Here is a 14,507-nt window from a genome sequence, read left to right as displayed (position 1 = left end):
GTGTCGCCGACCCCACGCGCGCCCCCAGGGCTTCGTCGGCAACTCGTCGTAGTCTCGAAACGCTATGCAACGCCTCCTCGTCGCGCTCCTCGCCGCCTTCGACGCCGCCATCGCCGCGGCGGTCGGTCTCGTCGTGCTGCTGGCACCGCTGACGCTGCTATGGACGGTCGCCTTCGGGGTCACGGCCGACTGGGGGGCGCTCTGGCCGCTCACCGGGACCCTCTGGGAGTTCGGTCACGGAGTTCCGCTGACGATCACGATCCCGGACGCGCTCCTGGTCGCGCTCGCGATCCCACCCGCGGCGGCGAACTTCGTCGTGTCGATCACACCGCTCGCCTTCCTCCTGTTCACACTGCTCTTCGCCGCGCGTTCGGGCAGCAGGGCGGCGAAGGCGGGCGCGTGGCTGCTGGGCTCGCTCACCGGAGCCGCGGTGTTCACCCTCATCTCCGTGGCGGTCGCGCTGAGCGCACGGCTGCAGGCGGCGCAGACGCCGTTGGCGCCGGCGATCATCCTGCCTGCCGCGGTCTACCTCGTGGGTGTGCTCTGCGGGGCGGTGCGTGTCGCGTGGGAGGACGGCGACGGCGGCATCCTCGACCGCCTGCACGACTGGTTCGACGCCCGCGAGGACTGGGCGCCCGTTCCGGCGGCGATCGTGCGCGGGGCGGCCTTCGCGCTCGTCGGGGTCGCCGGCGCATCCGCCCTCGCCCTGGCTGTGACCGTCTTGTTCCGCGGCGGCGAGGTGGTGGCGCTGTTCCAGACCGCCAGGGTCGACGCCCTCGGCGCGACGGTGATGACGCTCGCCCAGCTCGCCTACCTGCCGACCATGCTCGTGTGGACGGCGGCGTGGATCGCCGGTCCCGGCTTCGCGGTCGGTGCCGGAACGGCGGTGTCGCCCGCGGGTACGCAGCTCGGTGTGGTCCCCGGCATCCCCGTGTTCGGGCTGCTGCCGGAGAACAGCTCGATCTGGATGCTGATCGTCGTGCTCATCCCCATCGCCGCCGGTGCGTTCGCCGGCTGGGCGGTGCGCTCGCGCCTCGTCTGGGAGGGCACGCCGCTCGGGATGCTGCAGCGTGCGGTGATCGCCGTCGGCATCGCGGCCCTGAGCGCGGGGATCGGCGGTCTCGCCGCGGCCCTCGCGAACGGCTCGATGGGTCCGGGGCGGCTGGCGGTCGTCGGGCCGGCGGTCTATCCGTTCGCTCTCGCGCTCGGCGCGGAGGTTCTCGTGGGGGCTGCCATCCTCCTGCTCTCTCCTCGGAACCGCGATGAGCTCGCCGAGGAACGGACCGACCGCTGGATCGCCGAGATGACCGAGCTCGACCCGAACGCCGTCGTCATCGCGGGAGAGGCATCCGGTGCGCCCTCCGCGGGCGTGTCCGCCGCGGACGACACGGCTCCGCTCGATGACGTGCGCGGGTTCCTCCCGCCGCCGCGGAATCCTGCGGAACCGCGCGACTGACGACGACATGCGAGCGGTCCGGACACCGGGCGGGAGCAGTATGCACACCCCGGTAGACTGGGCGCGTGCTCACGGTCGCCGTTCTCATCTCGGGCACCGGCTCGAACCTTCGCGCCCTCCTCGAGGCCGCTCGTCATCCCGATTTCCCCGCCAGGGTGATCGTCGTGGGTGCCGACCGCGAAGCCGACGGGCTGGCCCACGCCGAGGAGTTCGGCATCCCCAGTTTCACGGTGCCGTGGCACGAGCACGAGAGCCGTGAGGCCTGGGGTGAAGAGCTCGCCCGCCAGCTCGCCGTCTGGAACCCCGACCTCGTGGTGCTGAGCGGACTCATGCGCCTGCTGCCGCCGTCGCTCGTCGCGCAGTACTCGCCGCGCCTTATCAACACGCACCCGGCATACCTGCCGGAGTTCCCCGGAGCGCACGGCGTCCGCGACGCGCTCGCCGCGGGCGTCACCGAGACCGGTGCCAGCGTGATCGTCGTCGACGACGGTGTCGACTCCGGACCGATCCTCGCCCAGGAGCGCGTGCCCGTGCTCGAGGGTGACACCGAGCACAGCCTGCACGAGCGCATCAAGCCCGTCGAACGACGTCTGCTCATCGACGTCGTCCGCGGGATCGCCACCGGCGACCTTCCCCTCACCTCTTCTTCCTGACCCCCACCCGACGCCCCCGCACGAAGGAGCCCATCATGGCCGGCCCCCGCCACGACCCCACGCTCTACCGCGATCGCGACACCGTGCCGATCCGGCGCGCGCTCGTCTCGGTGAGCGACAAGACCGACCTGCTCGTCCTCGCCGCGGCTCTCGCCGAGGCCGGGGTGGAGATCGTCTCGACCGGGTCGACGGCCGCGACCATTCGCGATGCCGGCTTCACGGTGACCGATGTCGCCGCCGTCACCGGCGTCGCCGAGATGCTCGACGGTCGCGTGAAGACGCTGCACCCGAAGGTCCACGGAGGCCTGCTCGCCGACCTGCGCCTCGAGGAGCACGAGCGTCAGCTCGAGGAGCTCGACATCGCGCCGTTTGAGCTCGTCGTGGTGAACCTGTATCCGTTCGTCGAGACCGTCGCCTCGGGCGCGGTCGGCGACGACGTGGTCGAGCAGATCGACATCGGCGGCCCCGCCATGGTGCGCGCCGCGGCGAAGAACCACGCCAACGTCGCGATCGTCGTGTCGCCGCAGTCATACCCCGCGATCGTAGAGGCCGTCGCCGCCGGCGGCACCTCCGTCGCGCAGCGTCGCGAGCTCGCGGCCCGCGCCTTCGCGCACACCGCCGCCTACGACACCGCGGTGGCCCAGTGGTTTGCCGAGGGCACGCTCACCGAGCCCGGCGACCTGCCCGCACACCTCACGATCCAGGCCGAGCGCCTCGCGACCCTCCGCTACGGCGAGAACTCGCACCAGCGCGGCGCGATCTACACCCGCGCCGGCGGTCACGGCATCGCCCAGGCCACCCAGCTGCAGGGCAAGGAGATGTCGTACAACAACTACGTCGACGCGGATGCCGCGCTGCGTGCCGCGTACGACATGGTCAAGCCGGCTGTCGCGATCATCAAGCACGCCAACCCGTGCGGCATCGCCACGACCGCCCCGAACGCCCTCGACCCGATCGCCAGTGCCCACCTGCGTGCGCACGAGTGCGACCCGGTCTCGGCCTACGGCGGGGTCATCGCCGCGAACGGCACCGTGACCCTCAAGATGGCCGAGAACCTCAAGGACATCTTCACCGAGGTCATCGTCGCGCCGTCGTTCGAGCCCGCCGCCCTCGAGGTGTTCAAGGCAAAGAAGAACCTGCGTCTGCTGCAGCTCCCGCAGGACTGGCAGCAGGAGCGCATGGACGTGCGCCTGGTCTCGGGCGGACTGCTGCTGCAGGATGCTGACCGCTTCCCGGACGACATCGGTTCCGTCGCGAAGAACTGGGAGCTCGTGTCGGGCGAGCGCCCGAGCGACGAGGAGATGGAGAACCTCATCTTCGCGTGGAAGGCCTGCCGCGCCGTCAAGTCGAACGCGATCGTCCTCGCGAAGGACAACGCCACGGTCGGCGTCGGCATGGGCCAGGTCAACCGCGTCGACTCGTGCCGCCTCGCGGTCGAGCGCGCCGGAGACCGTGCCGCCGGTTCGGTCGCCTCGTCGGACGCGTTCTTCCCGTTCGCCGACGGCGCGCAGGTGCTGATCGACGCCGGCGTCACGGCCATCGTGCAGCCCGGCGGATCGGTCCGCGACGAGGAGGTCATCGATGCCGCCCGCAAGGCCGGCGTCACGATGTTCTTCACGGGGGAGCGTCACTTCTTCCACTGAGCGGCCGGCGTCCGCGCCGAAACCCCCGCTTCTCGCCGAGACCCCGACCTGCCGACGCGTGCAGGCCGGGGTCTCGACGTTGTGACGGGGTCTCGGAACGGCAGGACGGACGCACCTCAGATGGCGACGATCGCGCACATCGCGACGGTGGACGCGGCCATGGTGACGTGATGAAGCCGATGCGGCCAGGAGCGCTCGGCGCGCAACGCCACCACGGTGAGGGCGAGCGTGCCCAGCGCCAGACCCGCGCTCACCAGCTGCGGCATCGTCGAACTCGCGCCGTGCGCGTGCGAAGGCGCGAGCACCGCAGGAGCCGATGACGTCATCGCCGGCATGAGGAGGATCAGCGCCGCGGTCGAGATCACTCCGAAGGCGAGGTGGGTGGAGAGCATCGCACCCGGCCGCGCGGTGGCGACGGGGCGCGCCCGGCGCCCTGCGGCGAGGGCGAGAGCCGTGGCGACCAGCGCGGCGAACCACACGACCGGCGGCAGGAGCGACAGCGTCATCGCATCCGCCATGCCCACGAGCATCAGTGCGGCCGCGAGGAGCTCGGCTCGACCGGCGTCTCTGCGCATCCGGACCAGGGTGCCGACCCCGATCGCGGCGGGGACGAGCGCACCGAGATGGAGGAGGCCGCTCACCGTCCGGCCGGGACGAGCTCATCCGCCACGCCGACCCGCCGCCACTCCGCGGTCGCGACATCGGCCGGCGCGGCGGCGGCGAAGGCGATCGCACCTCGTGCCACGTCGAGCGCGACCGTGAGCTTCGTCTCCCAGCGCAGGTGTTCTGGCTGCTCGGGCCGAGCGCGGACCGAGATCGGGGCCTCCGGGATCGCACCGAAGGCGAGCGCCCGTTCGCGGTCGTCGACGATGCGGGCGAGTTCCCCCGCATCGGTCAGACACCGGTACCGCGGAACGCTCGTCGTCTCATAGGGGGAGTACTCACCCGTGGCGAGGGTCTCATCGAGGAAGTGGTTCGTGTGCGCGAGCGTCCGTCCGCGCGGGGCGGACAGCACGGCCACGCCCGCCGGTGACACCTCCACGGCGGCGGCCTCGGGTGTCTCGCCGTCGAAGGAGACGACCGTGAGCACGCTGGAGGCGGCGAGAGGCACCGACCGGGCGATCGCGGCGGCCTCGGCCACTGTGCGCGCCCCGTCCAGGATCATCCGCGCGAGGACGTGCACGGGCACTCCCGCCTGAGTCCCGTCGCTGCGATGGTGGAGGATGTTGAAGTGCACGCCGAGGCCGCGGTCGTTGACACCGATCTTCGCGGGCTGACCGAATTCGGAGAAGGTCACCACCCGGGCGCCGGACGCCGAGTGCAGTCGCCGCACGACCGTCTCGTTCGAGAGTGTCTCGTGCCAGTCCCAGGTCTGCAGGGTGCGCGGCGGCGTCGCGTCATCCGGCACGTAGACGGCGGTCGAGCACTCCATCGACGGAGTCATCCGGGCGAGGATCTCGGTGCGTGCCGTGAGCAGGTGCACATCGGTGAGCGCGAGTCCGCTCCCTTCGGCGACGCCGCGGAACTCCTCGGCGACCTCCGGCGCGTGCGTCTCGATCATCTCGCGGCACTCGTCGGCCATGTTCCGCGCCTGCTCGGCGGAGACACCCGACTGCCCGAACAGTCGCAGGTACGAGTCGCGCGCGGCGAGCATCTGCGGCGCCCAGTGCGCGCCGAAGCGGCGACCCTCGTGGTGCTGGTCGGCCGTCTCCGACGTCCACTCGTGGACGATCATGCCTCTCCTCCGATGCGCTCCACGAGCTCGGCGACGTCGCCGTAGGGGCAGCCGCGTGCGCGCGATGCGGCCGCGACGCGCTGACGGACCTCGCGGGGCTTGTCCTGACTGACCTTGAACACGGCGCGCTGTTCGAGGATCTCGAAGCGGAACGACACGATCCCCCCGACGATGCGCTCGAACGTGGGGAGCGAGCTCGTCATGTCCCACGCAGTGGGTTCGAGGCTCTCCAGCTCCGCGACCGTGCGGGTCACGACATGCATCCCGTCGGCGGGGTCTTCCAGCACGGTCACCCGGGCGGTGAGGTGCACCGCGGCATAGTCCCAGGTCGGCACGTTCGGGTCGTCGGCATAGGTCGTGGGGGAGACGTAGTCGTGCGGCCCGGAGAACACCAGCAGAACCGCATCGCCGTCGGCGATCTGCTCCCACTGCGGATTCTTCCGCGCGATGTGCCCCAGGAGCTCACCGCCGACGAAGCCGCCGTCCTCCGCCATCCGCTCGATGATGATCGGCGTGTGCGTGACCGTCGGTGCGCCGGCCGCGCCGCCGCCGTTGGAGACGATCAGGGCGAACGGATGGCGACGCACGAGCTCGTTCACCTCGTGCTGCGAGGGGGCGAGGTACTTCTCGAACTCGTACACGATCAGCCCGCCGCGCAGAGGATCGCGTCCCACGCGGTCTCGCCCGCCAGGGTCGCGACCGCGGTGGAGTTCAACGAGAGCCGACCACGGGAGGTGCCCGGGTCTTCGGGGAGGGCGACCTCGTCGGTCGTGAGCGCGAACAGGGTGTCGCCGTCGAGAGGGGTGTGGAACGGCTGGATGCCGCGGTGCATCGAGCTGTGTACCTGCAGCCCGAACTGCCTGAGCTCGACGTCGGAGAGCTGCACGTTCGTGACGACGGCCGTGATCGTGGTGTTGCCGGACATGGAGTCGAGCAGGCGCGACTCGCCGATCGCCTCCTCGTAGTCGAGTGCCGGGTGGCGGCGCTCGCCGGTGGTGTCGTCGTAGTTGCCGCGGACGATGCGGCCTTGCCGGTCGAGGATCACACCGTACGGGTTGAGCACCGTCACCACGAGCACCTTCACATCGCCGACCTTGCGGAAGGCCACGCCCTGCCCGGTGAACTCGACACGGGCGGGATCGACCTTGCCGGAGGAGGCCGATGCTCCGCCGCCGACGCGACCGATCTCGACCACACCCTGACGTGCCGCCTGCAGTGCTGCCTTGCCGAGAGCGGTGTCGGGGAAGACCGAGTTGTCGCGGACCGAGTAGTCGTAGATGATCGCGCCGGACACGAGCTGGAGCTGGTCGAAGCCGGATCGGTGGTCCGCGCGCTCGAAGAGCGCCTCGGACACCCCGGCCACGGCCGACAGCCCGTAGACCGATCCGCCCGCGAGGCAGATCGCGTGGTTGTAGCCGTAGAGGCCGCTCGCACCGACCGCCCCTCCGCGTCGGTCGGTGAACGTCCGCGCGCCTGCGGGGATCGACAGCACCGTCGCCCCGGTGGGTCCCTCCGCGTACTCTGCGGTGCCGAGCAGCACCCCGGGGAAGTCGTACTCGACCTGCCCGCGGTCCGTGCCGTGCACGGGGGAGAGGGCGTAGTCGCCGTTGGAACGGCGCGGACCCGCGGGGACGACGGGGGCGAGGCGGTGGGTGTCGGTCACGATGAGAGCTCCTGGAACAGTTGACGCGAATAGGGATGGCTGGGGAGGTCGTAGAACACGTCGGTGGGCGCATGCTCGACGATCTCGCCGGCGCGCATCACCGCCACATGGTGGGAGATGTACCGCACGGCGGCCAGGTCGTGCGAGATGAACAGCGCCGCGAAGCCGTGCTCGGCCTGCAGGTCCTGGATGAGGTTGAGGATCTGCGCCTGCACGGATACATCGAGCGCGCTCACCGCCTCGTCGAAGACGATGAACGCCGGGTGGGTCACGAGCGCCCGCGCCACGCTCACCCGCTGCAGTTGACCGCCCGAGAGCTGATGCGGTCGGCGGGCGGCGAAGGACGCGGGGAGTCCGACACGGTCGAGCATGGCGATCGCTCGTTCCTCGACCGCGGCATTGCGCCGCTCGTGCACCAGCACGGGTTCGAGGACGGAGGAGAGCACAGTGGAACGGGGGTCGAGCGCCCAGCGCGGATGCTGGAGGACGGCCTGCATGCGGCCAGCGCGGGAGCGCAGGCTGCGGGCGAGGGGCGCGCTCTGGAATCGCACGTTCCCCGAGTCGGGGCGCTGCAGGCCGAGCACCACGGCGCCCGTGGTCGTCTTCCCCGAGCCCGATTCCCCGACGAGGCCGAGGGTCTCGCCGGGCCTCACCGCGAAGGAGACATGCGACATGGCCCTGACCTCGCGCCGCCCCGCTCCGAAGCCGGAGGTGAAGGCGACGTCGACATCGTCGAGCTCGATGACGGGTGTGGCTGCGGACGAGACGGCTGCATCTGCGGCGTTCATGCGGAGACCTCTTCCTCGGGCAGCAGTCGCGCCCGGCGATCGGCGTCGACGAGCTCGGCGGTGCGGATGCACAGGCTGTGCCGTGGAGGCACGGGTTCCGGACGGATCACGTCGCACGCGTCGATGCGGTGGGCGCAGCGCGCGGCGAAGGCGCAGCCCTCGGACTCGCCGTGCAACACGGGCGGGGAGCCGGGGATGCTGGACAGGCGCTCGCCGCGCCGGGCCCGGGAAGGATCGGTGGCGGCCAGGGCGCGGGCGTAGGGGTGGACCGGGCTGCCGAGTACTGCGGCTGCGGGTCCGCGTTCCACCACTCGACCCGCATACATCACGGCCACCTCGTCGCACCAGCGGGCGACGGCGGGGAGGTCGTGGCTCAGCCAGAGGATCGTCGTCCCTTGCTCTCGCGCCTGCGTGAACAGCAGCCGGATCACCTCCTCGCGCACCTGGCTGTCGAGGGCGGCGGTGGGCTCGTCGGCGATCAGCAGCTTCGGTCGACGGCACATGGCCATCGCGATCGCCACCCGCTGCGCCATCCCGCCGGAGATCTGGTGGGGGAAGAGCCGCACCACGCGGCCGGGGTCGGCGATGCGCATCGATTCCAGCAGCTCGATCTGGCGCGGCAGGGAGCCGTCGTCGCCGACAGATCGGAGCACGAGCTTCAGCTGCGCGCCGATGCGCATGGTCGGGTCGAGCGAGCCGATCGGGTCCTGTGCGATGTAGGCCAGGGTGTCGCGGCGATAGGTACGCAGCGCCTCGTGCCCGAGTCCGAGCACGTCGATCCCGTCGACCTCGAGTTCACCGCGCACGATCCGCGCCGAGCGGGGCTGCAGGCGGCCGATGACCGCGGCCAGCGTGGACTTGCCCGACCCGGACTCGCCGACGATGGCGACGGAGCTGCCGGCGTCGACCTCGAGGTCGACGCCGTCGAGGGCGCGGACGGTCGTCGCCCCGGTGAACTCCAGGGCCAGGTCGCTGATGCGTACGGCGGTCATCGGAGGGACCTCGTCTCTCGCGGTTCGAATCGGTCGCGGAGGCCGTCGCCGATGATGTTGATGCACAGGATCGAGATGACCAGCACGACGCCGGGGATGATGACGAGCTGCGGAGCCTGCGTCATGTAGAGCATGCCCTGCTGGATGAGCAGGCCGAGGGAGGCCTCCGGCACCTGCACGCCGAATCCGAGGAAGCTCAGGCCGCCCTCGACGAGGATCGCGACCGAGAGGGCGTAACTCGCCTGCACAGCGATGGTGCCGGAGATGTTCGGCAGGAGTCGGCGGGCGAAGATCACGGGTGTGCGCACGCCGCTGATGCGCGCCGACACGATGAAGTCCCGCTCGGCGACCGCGCGGGTCGCGATGCGCACCACCCGGGTCATGAGGGGGATCGTGATGACGACGATGCTGATGATCGCGGCCGGTCGTCCAGGGCCGAGGAGCGCCGAGACGAGGATCGCGAGCACGAGCGCGGGGAAGGCGTAGAGCACATCGGCGACGCGCATGACCGCTTCGTTCACCGCTCCGCCGTAGTAGCCCGCGAGCATTCCGAGCAGGGTGCTGACCACCGCCGAGCAGAGCACCGCGACGATCGAGACCACGAGCGTCGTCGCGGTTCCCTGGAAGAGTCGGGGCAGCAGCGACCGCCCGAGGTTGTCGGTGCCCAGCGGAGCGAGCGCGGACGGACCCTCGAGGCGGCCGGCCACCGTGGCATCCGTGGACCCGGTCAGCCCGGTGAGCACCGCGAAGACGGTGACGAGGACGATGACGCTCAGTACGACGATGGCGGTGCGCAGGACCGCGTCGCTGCGGCGCCACGCGCCCCTGGACGCTTCTCCGGCGGCGCGGATGCGATGCGTGGCCGTGGGTGCGACGGTCATCGGCTGCTCCCTCCGGTGAGGCGCAGGCGGGGATCCAGCGCGTTGGCGATGAGGTCGACGAGCAGGCTCGCGACGATGAAGACGATGGCCGCGAGCAGCACCGCGCTCTGCACGATCGCGTAGTCGCGTCTGCCGAGGGCGGTCTGCAGGTACGAGCCCATGCCCGGGATGTCGAACACGAACTCGACGATGACCGTGCCGCCGAGCAGCACCGCGACCAGTGCTCCGACGATGGTGAGGATGGGCGCCGCGGCGTTGCGCAGCACGTGGTGGCGGACGATGAAGCCCGGTGTCTCGCCGCGCGCCACGGCCGCCTGCACGTGAGGTTCGACGAGCACGTTCATGACCGCGTCCCTGGTGTTGCGTGCGACGACGGCCACGCAGCCCACGGCGAGGACCGTCACGGGAAGCACCAGCGAGCCGAAGAATCGTGCGGGGTCGACGGCGAACGGGGCGAACCGCCCGACCGACACTCCGAGCCCCAGCGTGGAGACGGCGAAGACGACGAGTCCGGCGAGGAGGAACTCCGGGATGCTGATGCCGAGGGCGCTGATGATGCGGCCGATCGCCCCGGCCGAGCCCTCGGAGCGAAGGGCGGCGAGGAAGCCGAGCGGGATGCCGACCAGGAGCGTGACCACGATCGTCAGCAGCGCGATCGTCGCCGTGACGGGGAGCCGTGCGCCGAACTCCTCGGACACCGAGACGTTCGACACGAACGAGTAGCCGAGGTCGCCGGTGAAGACGCCGAAGAGCCACCGGAAGTACTGCGCGACCACGGGATCGTCGAGTCCGGATGCGGCCACCGCCTGGGCCCGCTGCGCCTCGGTGGCGAGCGGACCCAGGACGAGGTCGATGTAGTCTCCCGGCATCAGACGCACCGACGCGAAGATCAGCACCGAGACGACGACCAGCGTCAGCAGTGCGGCGCCGATGCGCCGGAGGGACCACAGAGCGACGGTCATGTCAGCTGGCGCGGAAGTCGGTGATGTAGCGGAGGAAGTCGCCGTAGCCCTCGTCGCTGCTCAGCGTCGGGGAGAGCGACTCGGTGTTCCACCCGATCGTGGAGGGGCGCAGCACCAGCGGCACCATCTCGCTCTGCTCGTCGGCGAGTGCGCACAGGTCCTGGAAGACGGCTGCGCGGTCGTCGCCGGGCGCGGTGGTGTACCCGTCCGAGATCAGCGCGTCGAGTTCGTCGCTCCCCTTCATGAAGACCGCGGAGAAGCCGGCGACCTCGGGGTTCCACCAGGTCGTCACCATCGCCGGGTCCGCGTATCCGGCGAACCAGCTGAGTGCGAGGTCGAAGTCGGCCGGGCTGCCGTACACCTGGTCGGAGTACGTCGCATAGTCGACCTGCTGGATCTCGACCTTCACCCCGATCTCCGCCAGGTTCTGCTGCATCACCTGCGCGATCTGCGCGAGCACCGGCTCGTCCGTGTACACGACGAGGTCGAGTTCGAGCCCGCCGACCCCGTCGATCACGGCCTTGGCCGCGGCGACGTCGCGCTTCGCCGACGGCAGATCGGCTGCGATGCAGGCATCGGGCAGGCCCGCGGGAGTGACCCCGGTGGCCGCCGTCGATCCGTCGAAGGCGAGTTCGTTGATCGCGTCACGGTCGATGGCGGTGTTGATCGCGAAGCGCACCTCCTGATCCTGCAGCGCCTCGTCGCCGGTCAGGGAGTTGATCATCAGGTAGTGGAAGTCGGTGTTGCGCTGCCCGACCACCGTGACGTCCGAGGCATTGGCGAGCAGCTCGGCGGAGTCGATGGAGTTCAGCACGGCGAAGTCGGCGGATCCGTCACGGAGGGCCGCAGCACGGGTCGCCTCGTCGCCGACGATGTCGATCGTGAGCGTCGAGAAGCCGAGCGCCTCGGCATCCGGGTGGTGGGTGTTCGGCTCGAACGTCCACTCCTCGTCCTGGCGGTGCGCGGTCGCGACGAGCGGCCCTGTGCCGACCATCTCGGTCGTGATGTCGATCTCGCCGGCCTCGATCTCGGCCATGGGCAGGATGGCGGCCGGAGTGTTGGCGAGTGCCGCGAGGAACGGCGCATACGGGCTGGACAGGGTGACCGTGACCTCGAGATCCCCGGTCTCCTCGATCGAGGCGATCGGGCCGAGCTGGCCGGTCCACGTGGTCGGGGTGTCGACCAGGCGCTGCAGACTTCCGACGACGTCTGCCGCGGTCATCGGGCGGCCGTTGGAGAACACGGCGTCGTCGGCGAGCGTGAACACGTACTCGGTGTCGCTCGGGGTCTCCCACGAGGTGGCGAGCTTCGGGGCGACGTCGAGGTTCTCATCGATCGAGGTGAGGGTCTCGTACGAGAGCCCTTCCAGCATCCAGGACCTTGCCGTGGCGGCCCCCTGCGGGTCGAGGCCGCTCGCCTCGGCGGTGTCGTAGTCGACCTGGACGACGAGGTCTCCGCCGGCGTCGAATCCCTCGTCGGCGACGGCGAGGAAGCCGGGGGCCGCCTCGTCCTGTGTCGGTTCGGCGTCGGGTGATGCACCGGCGGCGCATCCGGTGAGGGCGAGGATCGCGACGGTGGCGGCGGCCACTCCCGCTCGAGCTGCTGTGTGCATGTCGGTGTTTCCCTTCGGGATGTCGGACGCGCCGGGTCAGGCGTCGTGCGACGACGGGCGGACAGAGAGGTGATGCAGATGGTGCTCGGGTGGTGCATCGCCGACGCCTGCGTGGTCGCAGGCGCATGCGCGGGGGGAGACCGGGACGTCGAGGGTCGGGTTCCGGTCGAAGAAGTCGTGGGGCTTCAGCGTGAACCCGCAGGTGTCGACCGGCATGATCGGCCAGTCCTCGGTGCGCGGGAAGTGAGTGAGGCCGAACGTGTGCCACAGCACCAGGTCGGCGCCGTCGAGGGACGCATCGTCGGCGACGAACGCGGGAAGGCCCTGCTCCGGTGCCGACTGGTTGACGACATCGCCGGCGGGGTAGCGCTCGTCGGGATCGTAGGCCGTGACCCAGAGGTCGGCGGTCGCGAAGCGCGCACGCGAGGCGATGACCGACTCGGGCTGCGCGAGGAGCACGGGCTTGCTCTCGGGGGTCAGGACGTAGGAGGTGGGACGGCCCAGCCGGTTGGTGGCCGTCGCGCTGCTCACCCGCCATGTGCGGTCGACCCGGGCATCCGCTCGCCGTCGACCTTCGAGCTCGCTGCGCAGACGCGTCTTCGTGAAGCCGATCGCGCTGCCGTGGAGGTTGTCGTCGTCGACGGGGAGGGCGTGCACGTCGACCTCGTCTATGACGGCCGGCCCGTCGTCGACCGCCATGTCGAGTCGGGCGCAGAACAGGTGCTGGTGGTACGGCGCGGCGAGACCGGGGGCGAGTTCGCTCGCGAACCTGCTGGTGCGCTCGTCGTAGGCGGCCGTGAACACGAGCCCGGTGGCCTTCGCCTCGAACTCGATCTTGCCGTCCAGGTAGAGGTACCAGTAGAAGCCGTAGTCGTAGTTGCCAACGGTGACGAAGAAGGAGATCACCAGCCGGCGCTGGCGGCGGACGTCGCTCGATCCGGTGAACTGCTCGGTGTGCTTCCAGAGCACTCCGGCATCCTCCTCGTGCACGCAGATCACGTTCGGCAGGATCTTCACGTTGCCGCGCGCGTCGGCGATCGGGACGTCGAGGTAGGTGATGTCTCCGACGCAGTCGCAGCCGAGTTCGAGGGAGTTGGCGAGCCGGCCGAGCAGGTACTCGCCGGTGTCGAAGTAGTTCTGCCAGAACCGCACCGGTCCGGGGTCGCCGTACGGCACCAGCATCTCGGCGATCGATGCGCGGTGCACGATGGGGCGGACCCGCCCGTCGTCCTCGAAGCCGATGCCGTGGAGGATCAGCCCTTCCCGCATGTCGTAGCCGATGCGCAGGGACCACTTCTCCCAGGAGATCACGTCGCCCTCGAAGGAGAAGCTCGGACCTTCGGGCTGCGTGATGACGATGGGCTTCTGCGTGGTCCGCTCCGGACCGAACGTGCCGGGCACGTGGTAGTCGCCGGTCTCCTGCGGGATCGGCATGACGCCCACGTCGATGACGTCGACCACGGTGCGGCTCGCGACGTCGACGTAGGCGACCAGCCCGTCGATCGGGTGCGCCCAGGGCATGGTCTGCGGAGTGGGCTGGTGGTGCCCGAGCACGCGAGCGAGCCGTCGCCCGCTCTCTCCCTCGATCGGGAAGCGGCCTGCCGACAGGCCGGCCAGCGCGACCGTGCTCGGGTCGTCGATGCCGCGGGCGGCGAGGGCGGTGGCCCAGCGCTCGTCGGTGCCGATCAGTTCGCGGATGATCGCGTGCTCCTCCTGGAGCAGCGGCACCTGCCCGTCGTGCTCCGGGTCGATGTCGACGTCCGTCGCGAGCTCGCCGGTGCCGATGTCGACCGAGATCGCGCGAGCGCGCCCGGTGTCGGTCTCGAGGAGCTGCACCCGGGCACGGCGGGGGACCGGACGTCCGGCGGCGACCTCGTGGCGGTCCGGCTCGTCGAGTCCGACGTACGCGATCCGGTGCGCCTCGTCCAGCGCACCGTGGGCGCGCAGCGTCTCGGCGACCCGCTGCAGTTCGTCCGCCGAGAGGGTCGCATACGGCGCACCGGACTCGTCGCCGAGTGAGCGCGAGCGCGAGGCGTGGTCGGACGGGGAACAGCTGCAGTTCATGGAGTCTCCATCGGATGTCGGTTCGGGAACGTCTGTGTGCCGGAACGTTCCGGCAAAA

At 70.5% G+C, this 14,507-nt stretch carries 13 protein-coding genes; 3 read left to right on the top strand and 10 right to left on the bottom strand.

Going from position 1 to position 14,507, the window contains the following annotated elements:
* The first annotated feature begins 64 nt into the window (after positions 1–64).
* From DW298_RS12085 to purH, 3 genes are all read left to right on the top strand, one after another.
* The gene (locus DW298_RS12085) at positions 65–1,456 is read left to right on the top strand and encodes a DUF6350 family protein (protein WP_136042726.1); all 1,392 of its coding nucleotides are present in this window, start codon (positions 65–67) and stop codon (positions 1,454–1,456) included.
* Positions 1,457–1,521: 65 nt separating this feature from the next.
* On the top strand, positions 1,522–2,109 hold the full coding sequence (gene purN / locus DW298_RS12080) for a phosphoribosylglycinamide formyltransferase (protein WP_136042725.1): 588 nt from the start codon (positions 1,522–1,524) through the stop codon (positions 2,107–2,109).
* Positions 2,110–2,144: 35 nt separating this feature from the next.
* Positions 2,145–3,752, top strand: coding sequence for a bifunctional phosphoribosylaminoimidazolecarboxamide formyltransferase/IMP cyclohydrolase (gene purH, locus DW298_RS12075; RefSeq protein ID WP_136042724.1), 1,608 nt, complete (start codon positions 2,145–2,147; stop codon positions 3,750–3,752).
* 116 nt (positions 3,753–3,868) lie between these two features.
* Here purH and DW298_RS12070 read toward each other — a convergent pair whose 3' ends face one another.
* The 10 genes from DW298_RS12070 to DW298_RS12025 are packed head-to-tail and all read right to left on the bottom strand — an operon-like array spanning position 3,869 to position 14,449.
* Positions 3,869–4,393: a hypothetical protein gene (locus DW298_RS12070; protein WP_136042723.1), complete on the bottom strand. Its 525-nt coding sequence runs from the start codon at positions 4,391–4,393 to the stop codon at positions 3,869–3,871.
* Positions 4,390–5,487 carry a C45 family peptidase gene (locus DW298_RS12065; protein WP_136042722.1) on the bottom strand — a complete coding sequence of 366 codons (1,098 nt, stop codon included), beginning with the start codon at positions 5,485–5,487 and terminating at the stop codon, positions 4,390–4,392. The genes DW298_RS12070 and DW298_RS12065 overlap by 4 nt, the downstream gene beginning before the upstream one ends.
* On the bottom strand, positions 5,484–6,161 hold the full coding sequence (locus tag DW298_RS12060; RefSeq protein WP_136042721.1) for an FMN-binding negative transcriptional regulator: 678 nt from the start codon (positions 6,159–6,161) through the stop codon (positions 5,484–5,486). The genes DW298_RS12065 and DW298_RS12060 overlap by 4 nt, the downstream gene beginning before the upstream one ends.
* Positions 6,131–7,150, bottom strand: a complete 1,020-nt coding sequence (locus DW298_RS12055) for a P1 family peptidase (protein ID WP_240745116.1) — start codon at positions 7,148–7,150, stop codon at positions 6,131–6,133. The genes DW298_RS12060 and DW298_RS12055 overlap by 31 nt, the downstream gene beginning before the upstream one ends.
* Positions 7,147–7,938 (bottom strand): ATP-binding cassette domain-containing protein, encoded by a 792-nt coding sequence (locus tag DW298_RS12050; protein ID WP_136042719.1) that lies wholly within the window; start codon positions 7,936–7,938, stop codon positions 7,147–7,149. The genes DW298_RS12055 and DW298_RS12050 overlap by 4 nt, the downstream gene beginning before the upstream one ends.
* The gene (locus DW298_RS12045) at positions 7,935–8,930 is read right to left on the bottom strand and encodes an ABC transporter ATP-binding protein (protein WP_136042718.1); all 996 of its coding nucleotides are present in this window, start codon (positions 8,928–8,930) and stop codon (positions 7,935–7,937) included. Before DW298_RS12045 ends, DW298_RS12050 begins: the two co-directional genes overlap by 4 nt.
* Positions 8,927–9,811, bottom strand: coding sequence for an ABC transporter permease (locus DW298_RS12040; RefSeq protein WP_136042717.1), 885 nt, complete (start codon positions 9,809–9,811; stop codon positions 8,927–8,929). The genes DW298_RS12045 and DW298_RS12040 overlap by 4 nt, the downstream gene beginning before the upstream one ends.
* A complete protein-coding gene (locus DW298_RS12035) occupies positions 9,808–10,773 on the bottom strand; it encodes an ABC transporter permease (RefSeq protein ID WP_136042716.1) in 966 nt (321 codons plus the stop codon). The genes DW298_RS12040 and DW298_RS12035 overlap by 4 nt, the downstream gene beginning before the upstream one ends.
* 1 nt (position 10,774) lies before the next feature.
* Positions 10,775–12,385, bottom strand: a complete 1,611-nt coding sequence (locus DW298_RS12030) for an ABC transporter substrate-binding protein (RefSeq protein WP_136042715.1) — start codon at positions 12,383–12,385, stop codon at positions 10,775–10,777.
* Positions 12,386–12,421: 36 nt separating this feature from the next.
* Entirely contained in the window at positions 12,422–14,449 is a 2,028-nt protein-coding gene (locus DW298_RS12025; RefSeq protein ID WP_136042714.1) for a primary-amine oxidase, read from the bottom strand.
* Between the last annotated feature and the right edge of the window lie 58 nt (positions 14,450–14,507).

This window comes from Microbacterium sp. A20, assembly GCF_004794515.1.
Classification (GTDB): domain Bacteria; phylum Actinomycetota; class Actinomycetes; order Actinomycetales; family Microbacteriaceae; genus Microbacterium.
This window is presented reverse-complemented; position numbering and strand designations above follow the sequence as displayed.

What these genes read in the sequence shown, in the direction of transcription:
- DW298_RS12085 (WP_136042726.1), top strand. Translation starts at nt 65, where the DNA reads ATGCAACGCCTCCTCGTCGCGCTCCTCGCCGCCTTCGACGCCGCCATC.
- purH (WP_136042724.1), top strand. Translation starts at nt 2,145, where the DNA reads ATGGCCGGCCCCCGCCACGACCCCACGCTCTACCGCGATCGCGACACC.
- DW298_RS12065 (WP_136042722.1), bottom strand. Translation starts at nt 5,487, where the DNA reads ATGATCGTCCACGAGTGGACGTCGGAGACGGCCGACCAGCACCACGAG.
- DW298_RS12050 (WP_136042719.1), bottom strand. Translation starts at nt 7,938, where the DNA reads ATGAACGCCGCAGATGCAGCCGTCTCGTCCGCAGCCACACCCGTCATC.
- DW298_RS12045 (WP_136042718.1), bottom strand. Translation starts at nt 8,930, where the DNA reads ATGACCGCCGTACGCATCAGCGACCTGGCCCTGGAGTTCACCGGGGCG.
- DW298_RS12040 (WP_136042717.1), bottom strand. Translation starts at nt 9,811, where the DNA reads ATGACCGTCGCACCCACGGCCACGCATCGCATCCGCGCCGCCGGAGAA.
- DW298_RS12035 (WP_136042716.1), bottom strand. Translation starts at nt 10,773, where the DNA reads ATGACCGTCGCTCTGTGGTCCCTCCGGCGCATCGGCGCCGCACTGCTG.
- DW298_RS12030 (WP_136042715.1), bottom strand. Translation starts at nt 12,385, where the DNA reads ATGCACACAGCAGCTCGAGCGGGAGTGGCCGCCGCCACCGTCGCGATC.
- DW298_RS12025 (WP_136042714.1), bottom strand. Translation starts at nt 14,449, where the DNA reads ATGAACTGCAGCTGTTCCCCGTCCGACCACGCCTCGCGCTCGCGCTCA.